General features: G+C 43.0%; 15 protein-coding genes, 7 tRNA genes, 1 rRNA gene and 1 pseudogene. 18 read left to right on the forward strand and 6 right to left on the reverse strand.

What is annotated here, in order from left to right; all coding sequences use genetic code 11:
- Positions 1-8 precede the first annotated feature (8 nt).
- The 5 genes from rrf to MHI20_RS14120 all read left to right on the forward strand — a co-directional run bounded on the left by rrf (position 9) and on the right by MHI20_RS14120 (position 3145).
- A 5S ribosomal RNA gene (gene rrf, locus MHI20_RS14100) occupies positions 9-124 on the forward strand.
- Between the two features lie 43 nt (positions 125-167).
- A tRNA-Asn gene (locus MHI20_RS14105) sits at positions 168-242 on the forward strand.
- A gap of 1 nt (position 243) precedes the next feature.
- Positions 244-316 (forward strand) — tRNA-Thr (locus tag MHI20_RS14110).
- Positions 317-678: 362 nt separating this feature from the next.
- Entirely contained in the window at positions 679-2118 is a 1440-nt protein-coding gene (locus tag MHI20_RS14115; RefSeq protein ID WP_326111581.1) for a SulP family inorganic anion transporter, read from the forward strand.
- A 61-nt stretch (positions 2119-2179) separates the two neighbouring features.
- Complete coding sequence (locus tag MHI20_RS14120) at positions 2180-3145, forward strand: bile acid:sodium symporter family protein (RefSeq protein ID WP_035390705.1); 966 nt, start codon at positions 2180-2182, stop codon at positions 3143-3145.
- Between the two features lie 38 nt (positions 3146-3183).
- Here MHI20_RS14120 and MHI20_RS14125 read toward each other — a convergent pair whose 3' ends face one another.
- From MHI20_RS14125 to murQ, 6 genes are read right to left on the reverse strand one after another with little or no spacing between them, the layout of a single operon-like run.
- Positions 3184-4392: an exo-beta-N-acetylmuramidase NamZ family protein gene (locus MHI20_RS14125; RefSeq protein WP_370648324.1), complete on the reverse strand. Its 1209-nt coding sequence runs from the start codon at positions 4390-4392 to the stop codon at positions 3184-3186.
- A gap of 50 nt (positions 4393-4442) precedes the next feature.
- Complete coding sequence (locus MHI20_RS14130; protein ID WP_340939017.1) at positions 4443-6362, reverse strand: glycoside hydrolase family 3 protein; 1920 nt, start codon at positions 6360-6362, stop codon at positions 4443-4445.
- Positions 6363-6375: 13 nt separating this feature from the next.
- The gene (pbp4b, locus tag MHI20_RS14135; RefSeq protein WP_060832001.1) at positions 6376-7731 is read right to left on the reverse strand and encodes a penicillin binding protein PBP4B; all 1356 of its coding nucleotides are present in this window, start codon (positions 7729-7731) and stop codon (positions 6376-6378) included.
- A gap of 12 nt (positions 7732-7743) precedes the next feature.
- Positions 7744-9123 carry a PTS transporter subunit EIIC gene (locus MHI20_RS14140; protein WP_144668379.1) on the reverse strand — a complete coding sequence of 460 codons (1380 nt, stop codon included), beginning with the start codon at positions 9121-9123 and terminating at the stop codon, positions 7744-7746.
- On the reverse strand, positions 9120-9989 hold the full coding sequence (locus MHI20_RS14145) for a MurR/RpiR family transcriptional regulator (protein WP_007498558.1): 870 nt from the start codon (positions 9987-9989) through the stop codon (positions 9120-9122). The genes MHI20_RS14140 and MHI20_RS14145 overlap by 4 nt, the downstream gene beginning before the upstream one ends.
- A 12-nt stretch (positions 9990-10001) precedes the next feature.
- The gene (gene murQ, locus MHI20_RS14150; RefSeq protein WP_017358876.1) at positions 10002-10913 is read right to left on the reverse strand and encodes an N-acetylmuramic acid 6-phosphate etherase; all 912 of its coding nucleotides are present in this window, start codon (positions 10911-10913) and stop codon (positions 10002-10004) included.
- Between the two features lie 220 nt (positions 10914-11133).
- On the opposite strand from murQ, the gene MHI20_RS14155 reads away from it, so the two are divergent.
- From MHI20_RS14155 to MHI20_RS14215, 13 genes and pseudogenes are all read left to right on the forward strand, one after another.
- Positions 11134-11208, forward strand: a tRNA-Glu gene (locus MHI20_RS14155).
- Positions 11209-11214: 6 nt separating this feature from the next.
- Positions 11215-11290 (forward strand) — tRNA-Val (locus MHI20_RS14160).
- A gap of 3 nt (positions 11291-11293) precedes the next feature.
- Positions 11294-11366: transfer RNA gene (locus MHI20_RS14165), tRNA-Thr, on the forward strand.
- Between the two features lie 28 nt (positions 11367-11394).
- Positions 11395-11479 (forward strand) — tRNA-Tyr (locus MHI20_RS14170).
- Between the two features lie 4 nt (positions 11480-11483).
- Positions 11484-11555, forward strand: a tRNA-Gln gene (locus MHI20_RS14175).
- Between the two features lie 137 nt (positions 11556-11692).
- Positions 11693-12604, forward strand: a complete 912-nt coding sequence (rocF, locus tag MHI20_RS14180; RefSeq protein WP_326378356.1) for an arginase — start codon at positions 11693-11695, stop codon at positions 12602-12604.
- Between the two features lie 185 nt (positions 12605-12789).
- A complete protein-coding gene (gene sigW, locus MHI20_RS14185) occupies positions 12790-13353 on the forward strand; it encodes an RNA polymerase sigma factor SigW (protein WP_007498553.1) in 564 nt (187 codons plus the stop codon).
- Positions 13354-13367: 14 nt separating this feature from the next.
- The gene (gene rsiW / locus MHI20_RS14190) at positions 13368-13994 is read left to right on the forward strand and encodes an anti-sigma-W factor RsiW (RefSeq protein ID WP_008344028.1); all 627 of its coding nucleotides are present in this window, start codon (positions 13368-13370) and stop codon (positions 13992-13994) included.
- 203 nt (positions 13995-14197) lie between these two features.
- Positions 14198-15019 carry a diadenylate cyclase CdaA gene (gene cdaA / locus MHI20_RS14195; protein ID WP_008344027.1) on the forward strand — a complete coding sequence of 274 codons (822 nt, stop codon included), beginning with the start codon at positions 14198-14200 and terminating at the stop codon, positions 15017-15019.
- Entirely contained in the window at positions 15012-16418 is a 1407-nt protein-coding gene (locus MHI20_RS14200) for a CdaR family protein (protein ID WP_035704327.1), read from the forward strand. Before cdaA ends, MHI20_RS14200 begins: the two co-directional genes overlap by 8 nt.
- Positions 16419-16443: 25 nt before the next feature.
- The gene (gene glmM / locus MHI20_RS14205) at positions 16444-17790 is read left to right on the forward strand and encodes a phosphoglucosamine mutase (protein ID WP_008360584.1); all 1347 of its coding nucleotides are present in this window, start codon (positions 16444-16446) and stop codon (positions 17788-17790) included.
- A gap of 579 nt (positions 17791-18369) precedes the next feature.
- A complete protein-coding gene (gene glmS / locus MHI20_RS14210) occupies positions 18370-20172 on the forward strand; it encodes a glutamine--fructose-6-phosphate transaminase (isomerizing) (RefSeq protein WP_008360582.1) in 1803 nt (600 codons plus the stop codon).
- 722 nt (positions 20173-20894) lie between these two features.
- Positions 20895-22048, forward strand: a pseudogene (locus tag MHI20_RS14215) (IS3 family transposase).
- The last annotated feature ends 2 nt before the right edge of the window (positions 22049-22050 follow it).

Below are 22050 nucleotides of genomic sequence, written 5' to 3' on the forward strand. Positions count from 1 at the left end.
CCATCAGGTTTGGTGGCGATAGCGAAGAGGTCACACCCGTTCCCATACCGAACACGGAAGTTAAGCTCTTCAGCGCCGATGGTAGTTGGGGGTTTCCCCCTGTGAGAGTAGGACGCCGCCAAGCTTTTTGTTTATATCCTTCCAATGGAAGAAGTTACTTTATCCATTCCGCAGTAGCTCAGTGGTAGAGCTATCGGCTGTTAACCGATCGGTCGTAGGTTCGAGTCCTACCTGCGGAGCCATGCTTCCATAGCTCAGTAGGTAGAGCACTTCCATGGTAAGGAAGAGGTCAGCGGTTCGAGCCCGCTTGGAAGCTTTCCTCTATATGATAATGGTAAATGTTAAGGTTTCTCGTTGATGAGAAGGCTTTTTTTGTTTGTTTTAAAATAAGTTGACGTTTATTGATCTTAGTTAGGCTCATGAAAATAGAAAATGACTCGAGCGATTTTGATGGAAGCTTTGCCTTAGCTTTCTACATACCCCTTCTATTTGTTCTTGATTCTTCGGCGTATTTCTTTTATCCTTACTAAAGTGATGACTTCCTCTCTTACAAAAGACTCTGTACGTTCATCTTTTTCCCCGAAATTGAATGGTTATTGTTTTTCCCTTTCTGTATCTCCGGTTTTTATTCGCCTACTTTTTCCTTGTACGGTATGTATATAAAAAGGAGTAGATGGTTTGAAAGATTTATTTGTAAAGCAAGAATGGTTTGGACATGTGCGTCAGGATGTGCTGGCGGGTATTTTAGTGGCCTTGGCTTTGATTCCTGAGGCGATTGCGTTTTCAATTATTGCGGGCGTTGATCCTAAGGTCGGTTTGTATGCTTCGTTTTGTATCGCGATTGTGATTTCGTTTGTTGGTGGACGACCAGGTATGATCTCTGCCGCTACTGGGGCTATGGCGCTGGTCATGGTCAATTTAATTGCAGATCATGGATTGCAGTATTTGTTCGCAGCTACGATTTTAACAGGCTTGATTCAAATTGTGTTTGGAGTGTGCCGTGTTTCTCGTCTGATGAAATTTATTCCGAGGTCTGTGATGGTTGGTTTTGTCAATGCGTTGGCAATTATGATCTTCATGGCCCAGCTGCCGCATTTCGTTGGGGAATCCATGGCTATGTATATCATGACAGGTGGAGCATTGTTGATCATTTATGTATTGCCGATGGTCACAAAAGTTATTCCCTCTCCACTTATTGCGATTATTGTGATGACGATGATTGCTGTATTTGGGCATATTGATGTCAGAACGGTTGGGGACATGGGAGAGCTTCCTAGCTCTTTGCCAACTTTTCTTATTCCCAATGTACCGTTTAGCTGGGAAACACTTGCCATCATTTTTCCTTATTCCTTAGCACTTGCGATGGTTGGTTTACTTGAATCTTTATTAACAGCACAGATTGTAGATGATATGACGGAAACGTCTAGTCGTAAAAATAAGGAAGCGAGAGGCCAAGGAATTGCCAATGTGGTGGCAGGATTTTTTGGCGGTATGGCTGGCTGTGCGATGATTGGTCAATCTGTGATTAATACAAAGGCAGGGGGACGAGGTAGGCTTTCTACCTTTGTGGCTGGTGCATTTTTAATGGTATTGATTTTTGTGCTCGGTGATGTAGTCGTTCAAATTCCAATGGCTGCTCTTGTGGCTGTCATGATCATGGTTTCTATTGGTACCTTTGATTGGAGTTCATTCCAGCAGCTAAAAAAGAACCCAAAAACAGATTCTCTTGTGATGTTTGTCACGGTCGTGACGGTGGTGTTCACTCATGATTTATCCAAGGGTGTTTTTGCAGGGGTGCTGCTTAGTGCCGTATTCTTTGTAGCTAAAATATCAAAACTTCATATCACCTCTACAGAAAGCCAAGCTGGTACATGGATTTATCGAATTAAGGGACAAATTTTCTTTGCTTCCGTGACTGAATTGATTCAAGCCTTCCATCATGGAAACGACCTGAAAACGGTTGTGATTGATTTGTCTGAAGCGCGTATATGGGACGAATCAGGTGTGGCCGCGATTGAACGTGTGAAGGAAAAATATCGTACAGCTGGTGTAGAGGTGGACGTAGTTGGAATGGATACGTCTAGTCAAAAACTTATGAAACAAGTGATCGGATCTTAAAGAGACTTTTCTGTTTGTTACAATAGAACAAGGAAGAAAGTGAAGGATGGAGGTGGCCGGCATGCTTGTCCGTTTGAATCAGGTGCTCGGCCGGATGATGCCGCTCATTACGCCTGTCAGCGTGCTACTTGGTGTATTATTGGCGGCGTATTTAAAAGATTTCACCTTTTTGGTGCCTTGGGTGTTTGCTGTGATGACATTTTCAGGGAGCTTGTCATCTACTTTTTCAGCTTTAAAGCATACGGTGATGCATCCATTGCCTTTGATTTTATCGTTTATGATTTTGCATGTGCTGATGCCCCTTTATGCATGGTCGGCGGGGCATTTGATATTTGCGGGTGATTCTATGACGATCACCGGTTTGACGCTTGCGATGGTGATTCCGACAGGTGTGTCTAGTTTAATATGGGCGGCAATGTATAAAGGGAATGTGGGGTTAACGTTATCTATCATATTAATTGATACATTGCTTTCGCCATTGATTGTGCCAGTAAGCTTGTCAATCTTCGTTGGTACACAGGTCCATATGGACATGGTGGCGATCATGAAAGGACTATTCGGTATGGTGGTGCTGCCCTCTATTTTAGGGATGCTCGTTCGTCAGTATGCAAAGCCATCGGTGACAAAAGCAATGAGTCAGACCTTGGCTCCTTTTTCAAAATTAGGCTTGTTTGTTGTCGTATCGATTAACAGTTCTGTTGTCGCCCCATATTTGCGTGAACTGGATGCTGCATTTTTTAGCAAAGCAGCGACTGTCTTTTTCATTGCGATGAGTGGGTATGCTTTTGCGTGGTTGATTGGAAAGGCGATGAAATGTACCCAAGGAGAAATTGTGGCGATTGTGTATACGGGCGGTATGCGGAACATTAGCGCGGGTGCTGTGCTTGCCATTAGCTTTTTCCCGCCTGCTGTTGCTGTTCCTGTTGTGATTGGCATGCTGTTTCAGCAAGTGCTTGCAGCCTTGTTTGGCTTTTTACTTCATCGTTTCGAGCTGAAAGTACCTGCTGTGACTAAGTCTTTATCATGAAAAAACCTCCATCCTTTAAGATGGAGGTTTTTTTGCGATTAATAGATGAGGTATTTTTTTCGTTTCTTTTCGAATGTCTTTAGGTCATGGTGGTATTGTTTCATGATGTGTTTGATGGAAGTGCCTTTATTGATTTCTTCTTTGATCCAGCTATTCCCGATGAGTTTATCAAAGCTGCCTGTTTGTAGGAATTGAAAGTCATTAGGATACAAGTCATGTATTGCTTTGATGATGGATAGACCTGTTTTGACTGCTTCGAATGATTTTCGGTCTGTGACATAAAGCTGTACCCCGTGAGACAAAGTCCCGGCATGTTTTGAAAAGGTAGGGGTAAATGAGACAGGTCTAAATTGAACGCCTTTTAGTTTTAACCCATTTAAATGATCTGCTAGCTCATTGCTATTGATATATGGAGCGCCAATGAGTTCGAACGGTTTTGTCGTTCCTCTGCCTTCAGAAACGTTTGTGCCTTCGATTAATCCTGTTGCTGGGTAAACAAAGGTACTATCAACGGTCGGCATGTTAGGTGAAGGGAGGACGAACGGCAGCTTCGTGTCATCGAACGTCATGGATCGTTTCCAATGTTTCATTTTGATCACTTTTACATCAGCGTTGATATGAAACTCTTTATTAAACATGTATGCAAGTTCTCCAGTCGTCATCCCATGTCTTAATGGGATGGGATAGAGACCTACAAAAGAGGCGTGTTCTGGCTCTAATACGGGTCCTTCTACTTTTAGCCCGCCTATTGGGTTTGGACGATCTAAGACAACAAATGGAATGTTGTTTTCCTTAGCTGCTTCCATTGCATAGGCCATCGTGTAAATATAGGTGTAATAACGAGCACCAACGTCTTGAATATCAAATAGCAGGACATCTACATTTTTGAGCATTTCAGGAGTTGGCTTTCTTGTTTTTCCATAAAGAGAGTAAACAGGCAGGCCTGTTTTTTCGTCAGTATACGATTCGACGCCTTCTCCTGCTTGTGCATCACCGCGCACGCCATGTTCAGGCCCATACAAGGCAGTCAGTTTAATATCGGGGTGTTCAAATAGCAGATCGACACTGCTTTTCATGTTTGCATCAATGCCTGTAGGATTCGTAATAAGCCCTACTTTTTTCCCTTTAAGCCAAGAGAGGTTACTTGAGAGTAATGTTTCGATACCTGTTTTGACTGTTGCTTTTTTTCCTTTTGTATCTGTTCGTTCTGAATCTGCGGGGGAGGCGGCGGTCAATGTGCTGATCATGAGAATGCTAGCGAGTATCAAGCTTGCTGTCTTTTTCAAGAGAATCCCTCCTATTTGATCTGTTTTCCTTTTAAATTGAGTCCATAGCCAAATGGGTAAAGGGTTTGATTAGGATGAGTGACTGATGGGATAGCGACGGGTAATTTCCCTTTAGGTGAGGCCGCTCCAAAAATCACTTCTAGTCCCGCAGGAATATTCGGTTGATTGAATTGTCCGTTTGAGTACCCTTTAAAACCGTACACAGCTAGTAAGGCATCGGCTTCTTCAAAATTTGCCGCATCATAAGGGTTTCGGAGACTCATGATGACCAATTGTTTGTTTTGTGCTGCTGCTTCTTTCATGACAGCACGAGGGAAGGCCGTTGCCCATTTTTTCGGATCCTGTACACCGTCATCAATGACGCCATCATTCACAGCCGGGTCATTTTGGACAACGTAAGAGCCGGTAATGACATAGTCAGCATTTTGAATGAGTTTGGCTGTTTCTTTGGAGAAGCTCTTATCTGCAAATGCGTATGATTGGATACGCACAGGTTTGATCTTTTTCTGTTTGATTAGTGATTCAATTGTGACGGACATTGCTTTTGTTTGATCTTCGTACGGTGCCATGAACAAGATTTTGTCATTCTTTTTAGGCTTAAAAGGCAAAGTTTTGTCGTTGTTTTTAAGGAGAGTGATTCCTTCACGTGCCATTTTTTGTTCTGCTTTTCGGTGCGACTTTTGACCAACGAGCTGTGTGGCTTTTTTGATTTTCTTCTCAAGGCTTACTGGTTTATTGGCGGAAATGATGCCGCGTTTGATCTTTAATTGAAGGATTTTTTCGACAGATTGATTGATCTGAGATATCGGAATTTCTTTTGTGAGAACTGCTCTTTTTAAAGCATTGAACACATTCTCTAGGTTTTTTTCTGTCTTTAAGGACGTGACAGGTGCTGGCATGAGGGCAATGTCGACGCCTGCTTTAATAGCCATTACCACAGCTTCTTCCTGTCCGAAGTTATCTGCAATCGCTTTCATATTGAGGGCGTCTGTTACAACCACTCCTTGAAAGCCCATGTCTTCTTTTAATAAGTTTGTGATGACTTTTTTTGATAAGGTTGCTGGAACCATAATGTCCTCGCCATCTTTTTTGCTTTTATACGTTGTGTCATCAATGGCTGGGAATTGAACATGAGCGGTCATGACCATATCTGCCCCTGCGTTGATTGCTTGTTGAAATGGATACAGCTCCACCTTTTTAAGACGATCTAGATCATGTTCGACAAGCGGAAGACCGTAGTGACTATCAACAGCTGTATCACCATGTCCTGGGAAATGCTTTAATGTGGAAATGGTCTTTTCCTTTTGAAGTCCTTTCATGGTTTGCAGACCAAGTCTCGTGACAAGTTCAGGGTCAGAGCTAAAGGAACGGACACCGATGACGGGGTTATTCGGGTTATTATTTACATCAAGAACAGGAGAGAAATTTGTATTGATACCTAGAGCGTTTAATTCTTTGCCGATGATTTTACCAGTGTCATAAGCATTTTTCTTACTTCGAGAGGCACCAATCGACATATTTCCTGGGAAATGTGTTCCCTTTTGTAGTCTTGTGACGATTCCGCCTTCTTGATCAATGGAAATGAGTAAAGGAATGTTGGGTGATGCTTGTTGAAATTCATGTGTGAGTTTGACGGTTTGTTTCGTATCAACGACATTTTCTGCAAATAAGATGACACCGCCTAAATGATATTTCTCTACAAGGTGAGAGACTTCTTTATTCATTTTTGTGAAGCCTGTAGGAGCGGATTCACCTTCTGCTTGCCAATTGCGAAAGTTTGGCATGAGCATTTGGCCAATTTTTTCATCCAAGGACATGTCCTGAACCATTTGTTTGGCAGTTGGGAGAGGGGCGGAGCTCACCTTTTCCGTTGGAATGGAAGAGGTGAGCAGGGCCAAAACGAGTGCAGCGGGGAACAGAGCTTTTAACATCGAATTCCTCCTTTTACTTAAAAGATTCGTAGATTGCAGTCATGATGCTTCCATAAGTACCAGTTGGGAAAAGGTCACCTTCAAATTGATTTGGGTTGACTTCAGGTGAAACGACGGGTGAATGCTTTTTATTTGTCAGCAAGACGACGCCTAGATTGTGTTTTGGATCAATTAGTGTCATCGTTCCGGTCCAGCCTGTGTGTCCATACGCTTCTTTACTTGCGTATTTCCCAAACATCCATTCCATGTCAGTATTGCCGTTTTTCCGCCAGCCTAGCCCGTAAGTTGGGTTCGTGTCTGATGATTCCGTAAAGAGATCGATAGAAGCTTGGTCAAAGATGGTTGTTTTCCCATAGCCTCCTTTATTGAGCATCAGTTGAAGCAGTACGGCCATATCTGATGTATTAGAGAAAAGTCCAGCATGTCCGGAGACACCTGCCATTGAGTAGTAGGCTTTCTCATCGTGGACTTCACCTAGCAAGGTATACCTGCGAATGTTTTCAAAATCAATGACACCATCGCGTGTATTGCCTAGACGCTCGGTTGCTGCAAAATGCTTTGGCTTGAATCCCTTTTTCAGCGGATTGAACATGGTATGTTTTAGACCAAGCGGTCGATAAATCGTCGACTCTACATATTGATCAAGTGGCATACCGGTTTTTTTCTCAATGATCATGCCTAACAGCATGTAATCAATATCACTATAAATATGCTGAGTGCCTGGCTTGTATTGCAGAGGCACCTTTGGCAGCCATTTCATGGTTGTTTGTCTATCTTGAGAGAAAAAAGAGCCCGCTTGCTCTTTGCTATAAAATAAAACACTGGAAGGCAGTCCGGCAGAATGGGTGAGAAGGTCTTTGACTCGAAGCTGATCTTTGCCGGTTACCTTTGCATCTGGTTCATCTTGAAAGTCAGGCAGGATGGTTTGTATTTTTTCATTTACATCTAGTTTTTGTTCATATACTAGCTTTTGCAGGGCATAGTTGGTGGCATACATTTTAGTATTGGATGCCAAATCGAACAGTGTGTTCTTTTTCATTTTCTTATAGAATTTGAGTTCTGTTGTCCCTTTATATTTTTGTCTGTAGCCATAGGCTTTTTGATGGACGATCTGACCATCCTTGATAATGATGAGTGCTGCCCCTGGAAACCCTGCTTTGATATCGTTTTGAATCATGTGATCAACCTTCCTAAGCTGCCTAGAAGAAAAACCTACTTGTTCCGGTCGTTTTGCTTTTTTTAAGACGGGATATTCTTCAGGTGCTGTTTTAGACAAAGACGATACAGGATGGGAGCTAGTTGCAAATGTTTGTACTGGTAACCCTAGGAGCATGAACAGACTTGTGATGATGAGAAAATATTTCTTCAAGAGCTAGACCTCCTATTGCTTATTTTCCTCGAATTCAACAGCCATATCATCATGAAATCCGAATAAGTATGTGAAGATAAATCCAGCGACATATGCAATGAAGAGTCCTATTAAGTAAAGTAGCATTTGATGTGTGTGAACGATAAAGGTTAATGGGAGACCTGATACCCCGATTGCTTTAGTGGCGATTTGGAAATAGGCTTGAAATGCTCCGCCGATTCCAGCGCCGAGACAAGCAGTGAGGAAGGGTCTTCCGAGCGGGAGTGTGACACCGAAAATGAGCGGTTCTCCAATTCCAAGCATTCCTGAAGGAAGTCCGCCTGCAATGGCTCTTTTCAGCTTTTTCTTTTTTGTTTTCATATAAATGGCAAAGGCAGCACCGACCTGTCCTGCGCCTCCCATAGCGAGGATTGGCAGAAGCGGGTCATCTCCAATTGAATTAATCAGTTCCATATGAATAGGTGTTAGGCCTTGGTGAAGTCCAGTGACAACAAGAGGAAGGAAGGTCGCACCAAGGACAAATCCGGCAAAAATACCGCCAATGTTTAATAGATAAGTAAGTCCAGAGGTGATGGCATCAGATATAAATCCGCCGACTGGCATGAAGATAACGTACGTGAAAATGCCTGTAATGAGTAGTGTGATGGTTGGTGTGACGATGATATCGAGTGATTGCGGGACGAAGCGTCTGATCCGGGTCTCAACAAGTGCCATAAAAATAGCTGCAAGAAGAACACCGATAAGTCCGCCTCTACCTGGTAGAATATTAGTGCCAAATAACATAATATCAGTGGCAGCTGGGTTAATGATGAGAATACCTGCTAATGCGCCTAATGCAGGAGAGCCACCAAATTCTTTTGCGGCGTTTGTTCCTACTAATATACCGAGATAAGCAAACAAGCCTGAGCCTATAACGGTTAGGATAATCGCAGCTTGAGATTTTTCATCGAGCCAGCCTGCTTGCACGACCGCTTTTGTAATACCCGTTATAAGACCCGATGCAACGAGTGCTGGAATAATGGGAATGAAAATGCTGGCGATCCGCCGTAAGAACAGCTTGAATGGTGTGCGGTTCTTTTGTGAAATGGCTTGTTTGTTTTTCTGTGCTTCGTTGTTTAAGTCATATGAACCTGAGGCATTGAGCAGCTGTTCAAACGCACTTGATACTTGGTTGACAACACCTGTGCCTAAAATGATTTGCAGTGTTTCCGCTTCGACGACGCCAATGACGCCATCGAGTTCTTTGATCGCGGTGGTTTGCACTTTTTCACGATCAATGGGTGTAATTCGGAGACGTGTCATACAATGTGTGTGGGAAGAAATGTTTTCAGAACCACCACAGAGTGAAAGGATGTCTTTCGCCAACTGCTGATATTTCTTTTGATGACTCATGTTGAATCCCCCTTTGTTTTTCGTTTCATGGAGCGGATGGCATGCCTTGTTTTGTCAATATATTGTGCTGTCTGTTCATATTGACGGGAGGCTAAACTGAGGAACAAGACATCGATTAAATAGAGCTGTGCCATTCTAGAGGAAGTGGCAGCACTGCGAAAAGGTGCTTCATTGGAACCGGACGTTGATAGATGGACATCACACAATGCAGAAACGCTTGTATGCCCTGGATGCGTTAAAGCAATGGTTTTCACTTCATTTTCTTTTGCGAGCTGAAGGGCTTGGATGATGTCTAACGTTTCTCCTGAAAAGGATATACCGAACACAATGTCATTCTTTCCAGCATTTGCGATGACCGTAGATGCGATGTGCATGTCAGTAAAGGCTGTAGCTGCATAATTGATTCTGAGAAATTTCTGCTGGGCATCAGCTGCGACGATGCCAGATGCACCCACACCGATAAAATGGATTTGGTTTGCATTCAGCAGCAGTTGAACAGCTTTTTCTAAAGCTTCTACATTTAAAATAGAGGCTGTATCTTTGATCGATTGAATGGTGTTTCCTGCTGTCTTTTGAATAATGGATTGAAGTGGTTCATCTTGTTCGATATCCCGGTAGCCTTGTTTATCAGTGTGCATTAAGTCTCCAGCGATCCGCATTTTCAAATCGTGATAGCCATCCAGCCCGAGAGACTTACAGAGGCGGATGACGGCAGAGCTGCTTGCGCCGGCAGCCTGACTGATTTCATGCACTGTGCTTTTAATGACTTTGTCAGGATGGGCAAGGATATAGTCTGCAATGATTTTTTCAGATTGGGGAAGCTTTGATTTCATTGTGTGTAGTAGGGTGAGTCCGCCTGCTGACATGAGTTTCCTCCTTTAAGATTGATGACGTAAGATGGCTTTGTCGATGTGACCATCTGCTTTGTTGAGCAGGTCTTTGGCTGTCTTTTTATCTGTTTTGGTTTGGAGCATGACGATGGCTGTTTTAACTTCTAAATCGGCTGCTTCAAGGGCTTTTACGGCTTGTTCGTAGGAAGCATTGGTCACATGCTGAATGATGGTGATGGCGCGTTCTTTCAGTTTATGATTGCTTACTTTTACATCTACCATCAGGTTTTCATATACTTTGCCTTGTCTGATCATGACAGAGGTGGAAAGCATATTTAAAATCATTTTATGAGCGGATGCGGCTTTCATTCGTGTTGACCCAGTGATGGCTTCTGCTCCTACGACGACTTCAATGGCGCAGTCTGCTAGTTCGCTAATCTCTGCTTGTTCATTGCAGCTGAGGGCTACTGTTTTTGCTCCAATGGTTCTAGCATAGTTTAAAGCGCCAATGATATAGGGTGTTCTACCGCTCGCCGCGATGCCGACAACCGTATCTTTTGATGTCAGGTGAATGTGTTCTAAATCTTTTTGACCAGCTTCTTCACTGTCTTCCACATCTTCTGCTGCATGTGAAAAGGCAGAGTCGCCACCGGCCATGATGCCTACGATGACATCAGGTGAAATGCTATAGGTAGGTGGACATTCGACCGCATCCATTACCCCAATTCTGCCGCTTGTTCCAGCGCCTAGATAAATGAGTCTGCCCCCATTCGAGATGGATTCAAAGGCAAAGTCACTTGCTGTCTTTACGTCTGGAAGGACACGGTTGACGGCTTGAGCGACCTTCATATCTTCCGCATTAATCATTTGGAGTATTTCTAGCGGGCTTGCTTGTGAAATTCTCATGGTGTTAGGGTTTCTTGATTCTGTTGTCAAAGAACGCAGTTGAGATGGCTGCATGTGACATACCTCCTTATTTCTTCATTTTCAGTATATTGAGTATGACATGAAATTTCAATATTATATTTAAATACTGAAATTATATTTCAGTCAAAATGTTGTACTGATGAGGGTTGAATAGTTAGAAAATAAAAAAAATAAAAATCCCCTTTACAAAAGGGGTACAACCTGTATATAATAACTTTTGTCAGCTTCACGGAAACAGTAAACTTGACAAACTGGCCCGTTGGTCAAGCGGTTAAGACACCGCCCTTTCACGGCGGTAACACGGGTTCGAATCCCGTACGGGTCACCATCATGTGGAGGATTAGCTCAGCTGGGAGAGCATCTGCCTTACAAGCAGAGGGTCGGCGGTTCGAGCCCGTCATCCTCCACCATATGCCGGTGTAGCTCAACTGGTAGAGCAACTGACTTGTAATCAGTAGGTTGGGGGTTCAAGTCCTCTTGCCGGCACTGTTTTTCTTTTATCAATTCCATATGTGGAGGGGTAGCGAAGTGGCTAAACGCGGCGGACTGTAAATCCGCTCCCTCCGGGTTCGGCGGTTCGAATCCGCCCCCCTCCACCATTTTTGGGCTATAGCCAAGCGGTAAGGCAACGGACTTTGACTCCGTCATGCGTTGGTTCGAATCCAGCTAGCCCAGTTAAGACACCTTTTTTAAAAAGGTGTCTTTTTTTTATTTTGACGATTGGAATGTATAACTATTCAAAATATTGTTGAGTTGAGTCAGAAGGCACCGAGAAAGTAAAATATAAGCATGAACGGAAAGGGGATGTACATATGGGAGATCAAAAGAAGGTCACGATTGTTGGGGTGCCGATGGATCTCGGTCAAATGAGAAGGGGCGTCGATATGGGGCCGAGTGCCATTCGCTGTGCTGGTGTAAAAGAAAAATTGGAATCGCTTTCATTTGATGTCGAAGATCTAGGGGATATTCCCGTTGAGCAAAGAGATGATGAGAAAGGTCTCTATACAAGTGAAAAACTGAAAAACTTAACGGAGAATGCTGGCGCAAACCAGCTTCTTGCTGAAAAGGTTAGCAGTATTGTGCAGTCAGGTTCGTTTCCGCTGATTTTAGGCGGGGATCATAGCATTGCAATTGGTACACTAGCCGGTGTAGCCAAACATTATGAAAATTTGGGTGTCATTTGGTATGATGCGCACGGTGATTTAAATACAGAGGAAACTTCTCCTTCTGGAAATATTCATGGGATGCCGCTCGCTGTCAGTCTCGGCTTTGGGCATGCTGATCTAATCAATATTGGCGGTTATACCCCTAAAGTAAAGCCTGAGAATGTGATCTTGATCGGTGCTCGTTCTTTAGATGAAGGAGAGCGGGCATTGATTAGAGAAAAAGGCATTAAAGTGTATACGATGCATGAAATAGATCGATTAGGGATGACGAAAGTAATGGAGGAAGCCATTGCCTATTTAAAAGAAAGAACAGATGGTGTTCATTTGTCGCTTGATTTAGATGGGCTAGATCCTGCAGAGTGCCCTGGCGTGGGAACGCCGGTTGCTGGCGGCATCAGTTATAGAGAGAGTCATCTTGCAATGGAGCTTTTAGAGGAAGCAGGTATTTTGACTTCTGCTGAGTTTGTTGAGGTGAATCCGGTATTAGATGAGAAAAATAAAACAGCAGAAGCGGCAGTTGCATTAATTGGTTCTTTAATGGGTGAAAAGCTATTATAGAGCGGGACTTGTTCCCGTTCTTTTTTTAATTTTGGGGAAATTTAAGGATATGTTAAGGTTTTTACCGGCTGATAAGCGAAACATGCTGTCAAAAATTTGTTACACTATTTTTTAGAGGAGAATGAAACCTTTTGGAACGAGGTTCGTATACATAAAGACCGGTGAAGGCAGAGGTTGAATATACTATGGAAACAATGATTAAAAAGAGAATTAAGCAAGTGAAAAAAGGCGACCAGAACGCATTTGCAGACATCGTAGACCTGTATAAAGACAAAATTTATCAGCTGTGCTATCGTATGCTTGGGAATGCACATGAAGCAGAAGATATTGCGCAGGAGGCGTTTATTCGTGCCTATGTGAATATTGAGAGCTTTGATGTGAATCGTAAGTTTTCCACGTGGCTGTACCGCATTGCAACCAACCTGACCATCGACCGTATTCGTAAAAAAAAGCCGGATTATTATTTAGATGCAGAGGTGGCAGGGACAGAAGGACTGAATATGTATTCTCAAATTGCGGCTGACGGCATTTTGCCAGAGGACGAGGTGGTGTCGCTTGAATTATCGAGCACCATTCAGCAAAAAATTTTAAGATTACCCGATAAATATCGCTCGGTCATCGTATTAAAGTATATTGATGAACTCTCGTTAAAAGAAATTAGTGAGATTCTGAATATACCAGTTGGTACGGTGAAAACGAGAATACACAGGGGTAGAGAGGCTCTCCGGAAACAGTTGAGAGACCTTTGAGTGAGGTGATTTTGATGAGCTGTCAGGAAAAAATCGTCCTGCTTATGCATCAGTATTTAGACGGGGACATTGAGCCCGAAGATGAAAAAGAATTAAAGAGCCATCTGCAATCGTGTGAGGAATGCCGTACTCATTTTCAACAAATTGAGAAATCCATCGCGCTCGTGCAGAGTACATCTCATATAGAAGCACCATCTGATTTTACTGCAAAGGTGATGGCAGGTCTTCCAAAGGAGAAAAAGCGTGTGTCGATTCAAAGATGGATTAAAGCTCATCCGCTAATGGTCGCCGCTGCCCTCTTTGTCATATTGATGGGAGGCAGTCTGTTTACTAGCTGGAATACGGATCATAATTTCAGTGTGTCAAAGCAGCCGAATCTCGTGGTTGAAAATGATACAGTGACGGTACCTAAAGGGGAAACCGTCAAAGGTGACGTCACTGTGAAAAATGGCAAGCTGATTGTAGAAGGCAAGGTTGATGGAAACGTAACAGTCGTTAATGGAGAACAGCTGACTGCTTCTGCCGGACAAGTCACTGGTCAAATCAATGAAATTAATGAAGTGTTTGATTGGGTTTGGTACAAAATGAAGTCTACAGCACAAGACGTGATGCGGGTCATTGGGCCAGAGGAGCAAAAGTAAATCAAACAGTTTGAGAGCAGTCTCTAAGGGACTGCTCTTTTTCTATTGATGGACAGACTTGAATGCCAGCCAGATATGGCAACTATTTTCCTTGCTGAAACAAAATGTGGTATAATAGCCACGCTATGTACTTACACATAGGCTCTTTTTTTATAAAAAATAAATCGAACGAAGAATAACTGAAAATTCTGGAGGACGAGGACATGGCTTTAGGGGATATTCCTTTTTTGCAGTACCTCGGTAATGCTGTTGATATTCTCGTTGTTTGGTATGTGATATATAAATTAATGATGGTCATCCGCGGAACAAAAGCGGTTCAGCTTTTAAAGGGAATTGTCGTCATTGTTCTCGTCAGGATGGGGAGTGCGTATCTCGGTCTTAACACACTTCAATGGCTGATGGATCAAGCGATTACGTGGGGGTTCCTTGCGATCATTATTATTTTTCAGCCAGAGCTAAGGAGAGCGCTTGAGCAGCTTGGGCGCGGCCGTTTCTTCTCTAGAAGCGGAACACCTGTAGAGGAACAGCAGCAGAAAACGATCGAGGCAATTACAAAAGCAATTAACTATATGGCAAAACGAAGAATAGGCGCGCTATTAACGATTGAGCGCGACACTGGAATGAATGATTACATAGAGACCGGAATTCCTTTAAATGCAAAGGTCAGTTCTGAGCTGCTGATTAATATCTTCATTCCGAATACACCGCTTCATGACGGCGCTGTGATTATGAAGCGTGATGAGATTGCAGCTGCAGCGTGTTATTTACCGCTGTCTGAAAGTCCTTTTATATCTAAGGAGCTCGGTACACGTCACCGCGCGGCAGTTGGTATTAGTGAAGTAACGGACAGTTTAACCGTCATTGTCTCCGAGGAGACAGGCGGCATTAGTGTCGCAAGAAATGGTGATCTCCATCGAGAATTGACAGAAGAAGCGCTTGAAGAAATGCTGATTGCTGAGTTTAGTAAGAACAGCAAAGATGCTTCCTCGACCAAATGGTATTGGAGGGGCAAGAAAAATGGATAAGATTTTGAATAATCGCTGGGCCGTTAAGTTTCTTGCATTGGTCTTCGCTTTATTGCTGTATGGTGCAGTCAATTCAGCGCAAGCGCCCACGCCGAAAAAAATCGGTGAATCCTTTTTCCCAACATCGACAACAGACGAAGCAACCTTAACGGACATTCCTGTTAAAGCATATTATGACGACGAAAAGTATGTAGTCACTGGTGTGCCGCAGACAGTCAATGTCACGATTAAAGGATCAACTAGTGCTGTGAAAACAGCAAGACAAACGAAAAATTTTGAAATTTACGCAGATATGCAAAACCTGACGACAGGTACACATAAAGTCGAATTGAAGGCAAGAGATGTATCGAAAGGAATCACATTAACGATCAATCCGTCTGTGACGACTGTGACGATACAGGAAAAAACGACAGCTGAATTCCCTGTTGAAACTGAATTTTATAATCAAAATAAAATCAAAGACGGTTATTCACCAGAGCAGCCTATTGTGAATCCGAAAAATGTCACGGTTACTGGCTCAAAAGACGTGATCGACAAAATTTCTGTCATTAAAGCATTTGTGAACTTAGAGGATGTTGATCAGCAAATTGAGAAAGAAGCGAAGCTCACTGTGTATGATAGCAGTGGGAATGAGCTACCAGTCGAAGTGAGTCCGTCTGTGGTAGATATTACGGTCCCGATTACGAGTCCAAGCAAGAAAGTTCCGTTTAAGATTGAGCGGACGGGCAGCTTGCCAGATGGGATCAGTATCTCAAGCATCGAGACAAGCCCAAGTGAGGTTACAGTCTACGGTTCTCAAAAGGTGTTGGATGCACTTGATTTTATTGACGGCGTTAAGCTCGACCTAAGCAAGATTAAAGATGATACAGAGATTGATGCCGACATTCCACTGCCAGATGGTGTGAAAAAGGTATCACCTGAAACTGTTAAAATCAAAGTGAAGGTTGCAACAGCTGAAGAAAAAAAGATCGATAATGTCCCAATTTCTGTCGTGGGTCTGAGCAAGGATCTCAGCTCTGCATTTGTGAGTCCGTCTTCTGGGCGTCTCACACTAACAGCAAAAGGTTCAAAGAGTGCAATTGATAAACTAAAGGCTTCAGATATTGAAGCCTATATCAATGTCGGGGACTTAAACGAAGGAACACATGAGGTCAAAGTACAAGTGAATGGCCCTCAAAATGTGACGTGGACATTATCTAGATCGAAGGTCAAAGTGAAACTGACTTCTACTGATACAGAAGATCAGCCGGCTTCTACGAATGATCGGAAAGATCAATCATCCGATGATGATCAGGAAGAGAAGAGTCAAAAGGAATCAACACAAGATAAAGCAAAAAAAGAATCGAGTCAAAGACAGCGGGTCAAAGAAGATAATAAAGAGGACGCAGCGTCCTCTTGAATGGTAAAAAAGGAGCGATTGAAACATGGGCAAGTACTTTGGAACTGATGGTGTAAGGGGTGTGGCTAATAGCGAATTAACGCCAGAGCTCGCATTTAAAATTGGGAGATTTGGCGGCTATGTGCTCACGAAGGATAAAGAACGTCCAAAGGTACTCGTTGGACGAGACACGCGTGTATCTGGTCATATGTTAGAAGGAGCACTCGTAGCAGGCTTACTTTCAATTGGGGCTGAAGTCATGCGTTTAGGTGTGATCTCAACACCTGGTGTGTCTTATTTAACGAAAGCAATGGATGCAGAAGCAGGTGTCATGATTTCAGCTTCGCATAACCCAGTTCAAGACAACGGAATTAAATTTTTCGGCGGTGACGGTTTTAAACTGTCAGATGAACAGGAGAATGAAATCGAGCAGCTGATGGATCAGCCGGTCGATCAATTGCCACGCCCAGTTGGAGCGGACCTTGGAACAGTAAATGACTACTTTGAAGGCGGTCAGAAATACTTGCAATTCTTGAAACAGACAGCAGACGAGGATTTCACAGGTATTCACGTAGCGCTTGACTGTGCACATGGTGCAACCTCTTCTCTTGCAACACATTTATTTGCAGATTTAGATGCAGATGTGTCAACAATGGGAACATCACCAAACGGATTGAATATCAACGATGGCGTAGGTTCTACTCATCCAGAAGCACTTTCTGCTTTTGTGAAAGAAAAAGGAGCGGATATTGGGCTTGCGTTTGATGGTGACGGCGACCGCTTAATTGCAGTCGATGAAAAAGGTGATATTGTAGACGGCGATCAAATTATGTACATATGCGCACGTTATCTAAAGGGTGAAGGCCGATTGAAAGATGACACGGTCGTGTCAACGGTCATGAGTAACCTTGGTTTCTATAAAGCGCTTGAGAAGCAAGGCATTAAGAGCATTCAAACCGCTGTTGGTGACCGCTATGTGGTCGAAGCGATGAAAAAGGATGGCTATAATGTCGGAGGCGAGCAGTCAGGCCACTTGATTTTCCTTGATTATAATACGACAGGTGACGGCATGCTTTCAGCGATCATGCTGGTGAATACACTAAAAGCAACAGGAAAAACATTATCAGAGCTTGCAGCTGAAATGGAGAAATTCCCGCAACTTCTAGTGAATGTGAAGGTATCTGATAAGTATAAAGTGGAAGAAAATGAAAAAGTAAAAGCTGTGATTCAAGAGGTTGAAAAAGAGATGAACGGTGACGGACGTATCCTTGTTCGTCCATCTGGAACAGAGCCGCTTGTACGTGTCATGGCAGAGGCGAAAACAAAAGAGCTGTGTGATGAATACGTGGCTCGCATTACGGCTGTTGTCAAAGAAGAAATGGGTATTGAGTAATTGATCAAAGCAAATCGCAAAGTAGCGGTTTGCTTTTTTTTCGAATAAACGTCATAAGAGGAAAGTTCTATACGAATGATATAAGCGAGGGCAATTTGCTGCTTGCTTTCATACATAAGAGAGCACATCAAAGGTAGAACGTGACAAGCCTCATCGCATATAGTGTAGGGAGGTCTTACTTTCTAACATGAAAGGGATCATCCGCTAAATTGTGATTGACGGAGGTCAGACCTTATAGTACAATCATCCTTGTGTTACTGGATTTTTATTCTAGCAGGAAAGGCAGGGTAGATGTTCAGCCACTCTTATAATTATAGCGCCCGAACTAAGCGATCGAACGAGACAGATGCTTAGTTGACGAGGATGGAGGTTATCGAATTTTTCGGCGGATGCCTCCCGGCTGATCAAATATAGAGATCACAGCCGTAAGTGTTTCTTTAAAGCAAAGAGGTGACTCTTTGTACAAAGGGAATACACATGATCTCCCAAATTAAACATGTAGAGAGGGACGAAGAAATGTCCCTTCTATTTTAGTAGGCTTTCTTTGTCCCTTTCACATGATCGGGAGGAAGAATATTTATGTGTGGAATCGTAGGTTATATTGGTCAGAATGATGCGAAGGAAATCTTATTAAAAGGTTTAGAGAAGCTTGAGTACCGTGGGTATGACTCAGCAGGTATCGCTGTGGCAAACGAAGAAGGCGTGCATGTGTTCAAAGAAAAAGGACGTATCGCTGAGCTTCGTGAAGTCGTTGATGCAAACGTGGCATCTTCAGCAGGAATTGGACATACACGCTGGGCAACACACGGTGTACCAAGCCATCTAAATGCGCATCCGCATCAAAGTGCTTCTGGCCGTTTTACGCTTGTTCATAACGGTGTCATCGAGAACTATGTACAATTGACACGCGAATATTTACAAGACGTCACACTAAAAAGCGACACAGATACAGAGGTTGTTGTTCAAGTCATCGAACAATTTGTGAACAGAGGTCTTGATACAGAGGAAGCTTTCCGTCAAACGCTTCTTCAACTAAAAGGCTCTTACGCAATTGCCCTTTTCGATAACGAAAACAAAGAAACAATCTATGTGGCGAAAAACAAAAGCCCATTATTGGTTGGTTTCGGCGAAGATTTCAACGTTGTGGCTTCTGACGCAATGGCGATGCTTCAAGTAACAAACGAATATGCGGAATTAATGGATAAAGAAATGGTCATTGTCACAAAAGACGAGGTTATCATTAAAAACCTTGACGGTGATATCATGACACGTCCTTCTTATATCGCTGAGCTTGATGCAAGCGACATTGAGAAAGGCACATATCCTCACTACATGTTAAAAGAAACGGATGAACAGCCGCTTGTTATGCGCAAAATCATCCAAGAATATCAAGACGAAAACGGCAAGCTGTCAGTCGCTGGCGATATCGCAAGCGCAGTAGCAGAAGCAGACCGCATTTACATCGTGGCTTGCGGAACGAGCTACCATGCTGGACTTGTCGGTAAACAATACATTGAAGACTGGGCAAAAGTACCTGTAGAAGTCCATGTAGCAAGTGAATTCTCTTACAACATGCCGCTTCTATCGAAAAAACCGTTATTCATCTTCCTTTCTCAATCTGGAGAGACTGCGGACAGCCGTGCTGTACTTGTTCAAGTCAAAGAGCTTGGTCATAAAGCATTAACGATCACAAACGTACCAGGATCTACGCTTTCTCGTGAAGCAGACTTCACATTGCTCCTTCATGCAGGACCAGAAATCGCAGTGGCTTCAACAAAAGCTTACACAGCACAAATCGCTGTTCTTGCGATCCTTGCATCTGTTGCAGCTGAATTAAATGGTCAATCACTTGACTTTGATCTTGTGAAAGAGCTTGGGATTGTAGCAAACGCAATGGAAGCCCTAGTCGATCAAAAGGATGAAATGGAACAAATCGCTCGTGACTTCTTCACAGTGACACGTAACGCATTCTTTATCGGAAGAGGACTTGACTACTATGTGTGCCTTGAAGGTTCACTCAAACTAAAAGAGATCTCTTACATCCAAGCAGAAGGCTTTGCTGGCGGAGAACTGAAACACGGCACGATTGCTTTAATTGAAGAAGGCACACCGGTCATTGCCCTTGCAACACAAGAGCACGTAAACCTCAGCATTCGCGGTAACGTCAAAGAAGTCGTTGCACGCGGCGCAAACCCATGTGTCATCTCACTAAAAGGCCTAGAAGACGAAGGCGACCGTTTCGTCCTTCCAGCTGTACACCCAGCACTTGCACCACTTGCATCTGTTGTGCCATTACAGCTGATCGCTTACTACGCAGCCCTTCACCGCGGGTGTGATGTGGATAAACCACGTAACCTTGCGAAGAGTGTGACGGTGGAGTAGGTTTCAATAAAATTGGATTTTGATTGTACCAACAAAATCGAGTTGTTCCTTAGCAAAATAAACTGTATTGTTGGTCAAATAAACCGCGAGAGAAAATCGGAATCACCATCCGATTTTCCTCGTGTTTTTTGTTGGATAAAAAGAGCTAGGAAAAAGCCAGGCAACAAAAAACTGGGGAAAAGCATGAGAAGATGTGTGAAAAAGCAGAACAAATCCAGCGTTTCAGGGAACAACTTATTTACCTGAAAAACCTGAAATTTGACAAAAAGTAGGACAAAAAAGAGCGAATTAGGGAACAATAAATACGCTTGAAATATATGGAATATCAGTCTGGGAAAGGGTTTGAAAAAAGGTCAGGGAACGACTTTATTTTACGGGTACTTAGAAGGGCAGGATTTTAAGGAAGAAGGAGGATAAGGAGATGAAAAATCTTATAGCCGCCTTTTTTATTAAAAGATTAATCATGCAATTTTTTGGAGACATCCAAGAGAGAATGTCACGTCATAACGGAGAATGTGGAACAAGTTGTATACACCTGACAGTCTTTATCCTTAAACAAAAAATATGCTCTTAAATAAAAATGTCTGTCCAAGCCCGAAGCAATGTCAGGTAAAACGCCTGATAGAGGGGACTGACCCCCTAAGATGAGACAAATAAAAAACACCTTCAAGTTTGAAAACGGATCGTTGTGATCCGAAATAAAACATGGAGGTGTTTTTTCTATGGGGACAAGAGTGAGTTATCCGGTTGAAGTTAAACAGAAGGCTGTGGAAATGAGATTGGCAGGCGTACCTATGAAAGAGATCATGCAGGAATTGAATATCAAGAATAAGACGCAGGTTCAGACATGGGTGAGATGGCATAAAACTGGGGATACACACAGGTTCGAACAACCTGTTGGAAAACAATATACCTATGGAAAGGGTCCCGAGTACTCTTCAGAATTAGAGAGACTTCAGGCAGAAAATCGCTATTTGAGTCAACAGAATGAGGTTTTAAAAAAGTACAACGAATTGGAAAGGAAGTTGATAAGGAAACGTCAATCAAACTGGTAGATGAATTGTGCAAAACGATGACGGTATAGGACATCTGTGTCCATTTAGGCATCTCACGCACTTCGTATTATAGATGGAAAAAGAATCTGACTCAGAATCATCCTAAAAGACAACTAGAGAAACAGGTCGGCACGTTGTGCCGAAAGCACAAATATCGATATGGTTATCGGAAAATCACAGCCATACTAAAAATGAGAATGCGTATTAACCATAAAACTGTTCAACGTATCATGCAGAAAAACCAGTGGCAATGCCGGGTTAAAATGAAAAAGCGTAAGAAGAGTGGGCAGCCTTATGCCGTAGCCGGTAATATACTGGATCGGAATTTTCAGTCTGATCGCCCTCTTGAAAAACTAGTCACGGACATCACGTATTTGCCTTATGGACAGAAACAATTGTACCTTTCCAGTATATTGGATTTATATAATGGAGAAGTGATTGCTTTTACAATTGGTGATAAGCAGGACACAGACTTTATCTTAAACACACTTAATCAGCTCCCAGCACTTCCTGAGAATTGCGTGTTACATAGCGATCAAGGTTCTGTGTATACATCTTACGAGTATCAGAAAGCTGTTCATATAAAAGGCATTACCATGAGCATGTCCCGTAAAGGGACGCCCGCTGATAATGCCTCCATCGAATCGTTTCATTCCTCACTAAAGTCTGAAACGTTCTATCTTAACAGGATTGATCGCACTACGACCACCATCGTAGAACGCACTGTCAAAGAATACATTTATTATTATAACAACATTCGTATTCAAACGAAACTAAACAACCAATCACCGATAAACTATCGGCAATTGGCTGTTTCATAAAG

Source organism: Bacillus sp. FSL K6-1106 (assembly GCF_038005245.1).
Classification (GTDB): domain Bacteria; phylum Bacillota; class Bacilli; order Bacillales; family Bacillaceae; genus Bacillus; species Bacillus altitudinis.

Bases quoted from the DNA above. Each gene is read 5' to 3' on its own strand.
- MHI20_RS14120 (WP_035390705.1), top strand. From the start codon at position 2,180: ATGCTTGTCCGTTTGAATCAGGTGCTCGGCCGGATGATGCCGCTCATT.
- MHI20_RS14125 (WP_370648324.1), bottom strand. From the start codon at position 4,392: ATGATCAGCACATTGACCGCCGCCTCCCCCGCAGATTCAGAACGAACA.
- MHI20_RS14130 (WP_340939017.1), bottom strand. From the start codon at position 6,362: ATGTTAAAAGCTCTGTTCCCCGCTGCACTCGTTTTGGCCCTGCTCACC.
- MHI20_RS14140 (WP_144668379.1), bottom strand. From the start codon at position 9,123: ATGAGTCATCAAAAGAAATATCAGCAGTTGGCGAAAGACATCCTTTCA.
- MHI20_RS14145 (WP_007498558.1), bottom strand. From the start codon at position 9,989: ATGTCAGCAGGCGGACTCACCCTACTACACACAATGAAATCAAAGCTT.
- murQ (WP_017358876.1), bottom strand. From the start codon at position 10,913: ATGCAGCCATCTCAACTGCGTTCTTTGACAACAGAATCAAGAAACCCT.
- rocF (WP_326378356.1), top strand. From the start codon at position 11,693: ATGGGAGATCAAAAGAAGGTCACGATTGTTGGGGTGCCGATGGATCTC.
- sigW (WP_007498553.1), top strand. From the start codon at position 12,790: ATGGAAACAATGATTAAAAAGAGAATTAAGCAAGTGAAAAAAGGCGAC.
- rsiW (WP_008344028.1), top strand. From the start codon at position 13,368: ATGAGCTGTCAGGAAAAAATCGTCCTGCTTATGCATCAGTATTTAGAC.
- cdaA (WP_008344027.1), top strand. From the start codon at position 14,198: ATGGCTTTAGGGGATATTCCTTTTTTGCAGTACCTCGGTAATGCTGTT.
- MHI20_RS14200 (WP_035704327.1), top strand. From the start codon at position 15,012: ATGGATAAGATTTTGAATAATCGCTGGGCCGTTAAGTTTCTTGCATTG.
- glmM (WP_008360584.1), top strand. From the start codon at position 16,444: ATGGGCAAGTACTTTGGAACTGATGGTGTAAGGGGTGTGGCTAATAGC.
- glmS (WP_008360582.1), top strand. From the start codon at position 18,370: ATGTGTGGAATCGTAGGTTATATTGGTCAGAATGATGCGAAGGAAATC.